At 64.8% G+C, this 4,889-nt stretch carries 5 protein-coding genes; all 5 read left to right on the top strand.

Features of this window, described 5'->3' with window-relative positions; genetic code table 11:
* Positions 1–501, top strand: a 501-nt coding sequence (locus EN914_RS24260) for an ABC transporter ATP-binding protein (protein ID WP_164760694.1), incomplete at its 5' end; no start/stop codon positions are given.
* Between the two features lie 78 nt (positions 502–579).
* Entirely contained in the window at positions 580–1,179 is a 600-nt protein-coding gene (locus EN914_RS24255; RefSeq protein ID WP_024503399.1) for a VOC family protein, read from the top strand.
* Positions 1,180–1,320: 141 nt separating this feature from the next.
* Positions 1,321–3,615 carry a bifunctional salicylyl-CoA 5-hydroxylase/oxidoreductase gene (locus EN914_RS24250; RefSeq protein WP_024503398.1) on the top strand — a complete coding sequence of 765 codons (2,295 nt, stop codon included), beginning with the start codon at positions 1,321–1,323 and terminating at the stop codon, positions 3,613–3,615.
* Complete coding sequence (locus EN914_RS24245) at positions 3,612–4,385, top strand: SDR family NAD(P)-dependent oxidoreductase (protein ID WP_024503397.1); 774 nt, start codon at positions 3,612–3,614, stop codon at positions 4,383–4,385. Before EN914_RS24250 ends, EN914_RS24245 begins: the two co-directional genes overlap by 4 nt.
* Positions 4,379–4,849, top strand: coding sequence for a MarR family winged helix-turn-helix transcriptional regulator (locus EN914_RS24240; protein WP_013527979.1), 471 nt, complete (start codon positions 4,379–4,381; stop codon positions 4,847–4,849). Before EN914_RS24245 ends, EN914_RS24240 begins: the two co-directional genes overlap by 7 nt.
* The last annotated feature ends 40 nt before the right edge of the window (positions 4,850–4,889 follow it).

Below are 4,889 nucleotides of genomic sequence, written 5' to 3'. Positions count from 1 at the left end.
ATTGCCAGCATTATCGCCGCGCCTTTGAAGCAGAATGGTCTTGGCGACAACCTGAAGGCGCGCGTCGCCGAGGCGCTGCAGCGTGTCGGCCTGCCGCAAAGTTTCGCCAGCCGCTATCGGCACGAACTGTCGGGCGGCCAGCGCCAGCGCGTCGGCATTGCGCGCGCTCTGGCGCTGTCGCCGAAATTCGTGCTGGCCGACGAGATCGTCTCGGGCCTCGACGTCTCGACGCAGGCGCAGATCCTCACCCTGCTGGAGGAGCTTGCCGCGGAGATGGGGCTGACCGTCGCTTTCATCAGCCACGATCTGTCGGTCATCCGGCGGCTGTGCCGGCAGGTGATCGTCATGCGCGAAGGCGTGATCGTCGAAGCGAGCGCCACCGACACCTTGTTCGACAAGCCGCGGCAAAGCTACACGCGCGATCTCATCGCGGCCATTCCGCTGCCCGAGATCGATGCGAGTTGGCTGGACATTCCTTCCGCCGCCAAGGCGCCGCCATGAATGCATACGCACGCCGACGAGCGGGCCTCGGACGTGCGACCACAAAGACCCAAGTCCCGCCAAATGGAGAGGACTGACATGAAGACCACAATCGCAATTGCAACGCTCGCCGCCGCAATGCTCGGCAGCGCCGGCATGGCCTCGGCGGATTCGATCCCGGGCATGCGCGGCCACGACCACACCGGGATCACGGTTCCCGACATGAAGCAGGCGGTCGACTTCTTCACCGAAGTGGTCGGCTGCAAGAAGGCGATGTCGTTCGGCCCGTTCGCCGACGACAAGGGCACCTTCATGCAGGATCTCCTGGGCGTCGATCCGAAGGCGGTGATCGAAGAGGTCACCATGGTGCGTTGTGGCTACGGCTCGAACATCGAGCTGTTCAAATACACAGCACCGGACCAGAAGGACCTGACGCCGAAGAACAGCGACATTGGCGGCTTCCACATCGCCTTCTATGTCGACGACGTCGCTGCTGCCAAAGCCTATCTCGAAGGCAAGGGCGTCAAGACGCGGATGGGGCCGCTGCCGGTCAAGGAAGGGCCGGCCGCCGGCCAGACCATCCTCTATTTCCAGGCGCCGTGGGGGCTGCAACTGGAAGCGATCAGCTATCCCGATGGCATGGCCTATGAGAAGGGCGCCGAGACGGTGCTGTGGAGCCCGAAGAACCCGGAAAAGTGATCCGGCAGCGCGCTTGCGCGATGACACGCAGGCGCGCTTTCGCCATGTCAGGACGATCGTTCTGATATAAAACTTTAAGCTTGAAATATCTTGTCGCCGGCGCGATACTGAACTCCAGCAAGCGAAGAGGAGATCGCACAGATGAAGGTTGCGGTTCTCGGCGGCGGACCAGCCGGCCTCTACTTTGCCATTTCGATGAAACTGAGGGACGCCGCCCACGATGTGACGGTGTTCGAGCGCAACCGCGCCGACGACACGTTCGGCTGGGGCGTCGTGCTGTCGGCCGAAACGCTCGACAATCTGTCGAAAAACGATCCGGTCAGCGCCGTCTGGATCAAGAAGCACTTTGCCTACTGGGACGACATCGCCGTCATTCATGACGGCGTGCGCACGGTCTCGTCAGGGCACGGTTTCTGCGGCATCGGCCGCAAGCGGCTGCTGGTCCTGCTGCAGCGCCGGGCGCGTGAACTCGGCGTCAAGCTGATGTTCGAGACCGACATTGCAGATCCCAAGCCCTACATGGCGACGCACGATCTGGTCGTCGCTGCCGACGGCCTGAACTCAAGGGCGCGCAACAGCTTCGTCGACATCTTCAAGCCCGACATCGACACCCGCAAATGCAAGTTCGTCTGGCTCGGCACCAACCAGAAATTCGACGACGCCTTCACCTTCATCTTCGAGAAAACCGAGCATGGCTGGGTGTGGGCCCACGCCTACCAGTTCGACAGCGACACCGCGACCTTCATCGTCGAGTGCAGCGAGCAGACCTGGGCTGCCTTCGGCTTCGGTGCGATGTCGCAGCAGGAATCGATCGCCGTTTGTGAGCGGATCTTCGAAAAACATCTCGGCGGCCACGCCTTGATGACGAATGCCAACCATATCCGCGGTTCGGCCTGGATCAATTTCCCGCGCGTGCTGTGCGAGCGCTGGTCTTACAAGAATCTCGCGCTGATGGGCGATGCAGCGGCATCGGCGCATTTCTCGATCGGCTCCGGCACCAAGCTGGCACTGGAAAGTGCTGTGGCGCTGGCCGAATATGTCGAAACCGAGCCGGACTTGGATGCCGCCTTCCGCAGATATGAGGATGCCCGCCGCACCGAGGTGCTCAAGCTGCAATCGGCGGCGCGCAATTCGCTGGAATGGTTCGAGGAGGTCGAGCGCTATCTCGGCCTCGATCCGGTGCAGTTCAACTATTCGCTTTTGACCCGCTCGCAGCGTATCAGCCACGAGAATCTGCGACTGCGCGATGCCGAATGGCTTGAAAGCGCGGAAGAATGGTTCCAGCGCCAGGCGGGCGCCGGCGGCAACAGCCTGCGCCGCGCGCCGATGTTCGCGCCGTTCAAGCTGCGCGACATGAGGCTGCAGAACCGCGTCGTCGTTTCGCCGATGGCGCAGTACAAGGCTGTCGACGGCTGTCCGACCGACTGGCATTTCACCCACTACGCCGAGCGCGCCAAGGGCGGCGCCGGCCTCATCTATATCGAGATGACCTGCGTCAGCCCGGAAGGGCGCATCACGCCCGGCTGTCCCGGCTTCTACGCGCCCGAGCATGAGGTGGCGTGGAAGCGGCTGGTCGATTTCGTCCACACCGAGACCGAGGCCAAGATCTGCGCCCAGATCGGCCACTCCGGCGCCAAGGGCTCGACCCGGCTCGGCTGGGAGGGCACTGACGTGCCGTTGGTCTCAGGCAACTGGCCGGTGATGGCGGCTTCGGCCGTTGCGTGGTCGCCGCAGAATCAGGTTCCGAAGGCGATGAACCGCGCCGACATGGACCGCGTGCGCGACGAATTCGTGGCGTCCACCGAGATGGCCGATCGTTGCGGCTTCGACATGCTCGAAATCCACGCCGCGCATGGCTATCTCTTGTCGTCCTTCATCACGCCGGTCACCAACCGGCGCACGGATGAATATGGCGGTTCGCTGGACAATCGCATGCGCTATCCCCTCGAAATCTTCCGCGCGGTGCGCGCCGCCTGGCCGGCGGAGAAGCCGATCTCGATGCGCATTTCGGCCAATGACTGGGTCGGCATCGAGGGCGTGACGCCGGCCGACGCGGTCGAGATCGCGCGGCTGCTGCATGAGGCCGGCGTCGACATCTGCGATGTCTCGGCAGGCCAGACCTCGGCACTGGCCAAGCCTGTCTATGGCCGCATGTTCCAGACGCCGTTTTCCGACCGCATCCGCAACGAGGTCGGCATGGCGACGATGGCGGTCGGCAACATCTACGAGCCGGACCATGTCAATTCGATCCTGATGGCCGGCCGCGCCGACCTGGTGGCGCTGGCGCGGCCGCATCTCGCCGATCCCTACTGGACGCTGCATGCCGCCGTCACGCTCGGCGACCGCGGTGTCAAATGGCCTGATCCCTATCTGCCCGGACGCGACCAGCTCTACCGTCTGGCCGAGCGCGACGCCGCAGCGGGGCTGAAAGTATGACGGCCGCCGCGACGATACCCGGCAAGCATGCGCTGGTCACTGGCGGCGGCTCCGGCGTCGGGCGGGCCATCGCGCTGGCGCTGGCTGCTGCCGGCATCGGCGTCACCATCTGCGGCCGCCGGGAAGCAGAGCTCGCCGAGGTGGCCGGCGAAAACGACCGCATCTCTGGCATCGCCGCCGATGTCACCGACGAGGCGGCAATGGCGGCGCTCTACGAGAGGGCGCAAGCCGCGCGCGGCCCGTTCGACATCGTCGTCGCCAATGCCGGCATGGCCGGCAGCGCGCCGGCGCACAAAACCGCGCTCAGCGACTGGCAGCGGACGCTCGACGTCAATCTGACCGGCGCCTTCCTGACGGTGAAGCCCGCGCTGGCCGGCATGGCCGCGCGGAAAACGGGACGAATTGTTTTCATCGCCTCGACCGCCGGCCTGAAAGGCTACGCCTATGTCGCGTCTTACGTCGCCGCCAAGCATGGCGTCATCGGCCTGATGCGGGCGCTTGCCGCCGAAACAGTGAAATCCGGCGTCACCGTCAACGCGGTGTGCCCAGGCTTTGTGGAAACCGAAATGCTGGAAGAGTCCATCCGGCGCATCATCGAGAAGACCGGCCGCTCGGTCGAGCAAGCGCGGTCAAGCCTCGCCTCGACCAACCCGCAAGGCCGCTTCATCCAGCCGGATGAGGTCGCCGCCGCCGTGCTGTGGCTGTGCGGCGACGCCGCCCAATCGATCACCGGACAGGCGATTTCCATCTCAGGAGGCGAAACATGGTAGCCGGCCCCCTGCCCGCGCCGTCGGGACCCGGCAAGGACCGCTTGCGTCTGTGGATCAGGCTGCTGCGCGCCTCGCGCACGATCGAGGCCGAGCTGCGCGAGCGGCTGAAGAAGGACTTCAACACCACGCTGCCGCGCTTCGACGTGATGGCAGCGCTTTATCGCGCGCCGGAAGGCATGCTGATGAGCGACCTGTCGCGTTTCCTGCTGGTCTCTAACGGCAATGTCACGGGCATCGTCGACCGGCTGGTTTCGGAAGGACTTGTCGCCCGCGCGCGGCGCAATGGCGACCGCCGCACCTCGATGGTGCGGCTGACCGAGGAAGGCACGCAGGCCTTTGCCGCGATCGCCGCGGCGCATGAAGGCTGGATCGGCGAATTGCTGGGCAAGGTCAGTGAGGACGACGCGCGCCGGCTGACCGGCATGCTGACCTCGTTCCGCAGCAACTGGGAGGGACGCGAATGACCGCAATGGCCGGGCGCAAGCCGAAGCATTTCCTCTGGGA

This window comes from Mesorhizobium sp. M7A.F.Ca.CA.001.08.2.1, from assembly GCF_003998455.1.
GTDB lineage: Bacteria > Pseudomonadota > Alphaproteobacteria > Rhizobiales > Rhizobiaceae > Mesorhizobium > Mesorhizobium ciceri.
This window is presented reverse-complemented; position numbering and strand designations above follow the sequence as displayed.

What these genes read in the sequence shown, in the direction of transcription:
- EN914_RS24240 (WP_013527979.1), top strand. Translation starts at nt 4,379, where the DNA reads ATGGTAGCCGGCCCCCTGCCCGCGCCGTCGGGACCCGGCAAGGACCGC.
- EN914_RS24250 (WP_024503398.1), top strand. Translation starts at nt 1,321, where the DNA reads ATGAAGGTTGCGGTTCTCGGCGGCGGACCAGCCGGCCTCTACTTTGCC.
- EN914_RS24245 (WP_024503397.1), top strand. Translation starts at nt 3,612, where the DNA reads ATGACGGCCGCCGCGACGATACCCGGCAAGCATGCGCTGGTCACTGGC.
- EN914_RS24255 (WP_024503399.1), top strand. Translation starts at nt 580, where the DNA reads ATGAAGACCACAATCGCAATTGCAACGCTCGCCGCCGCAATGCTCGGC.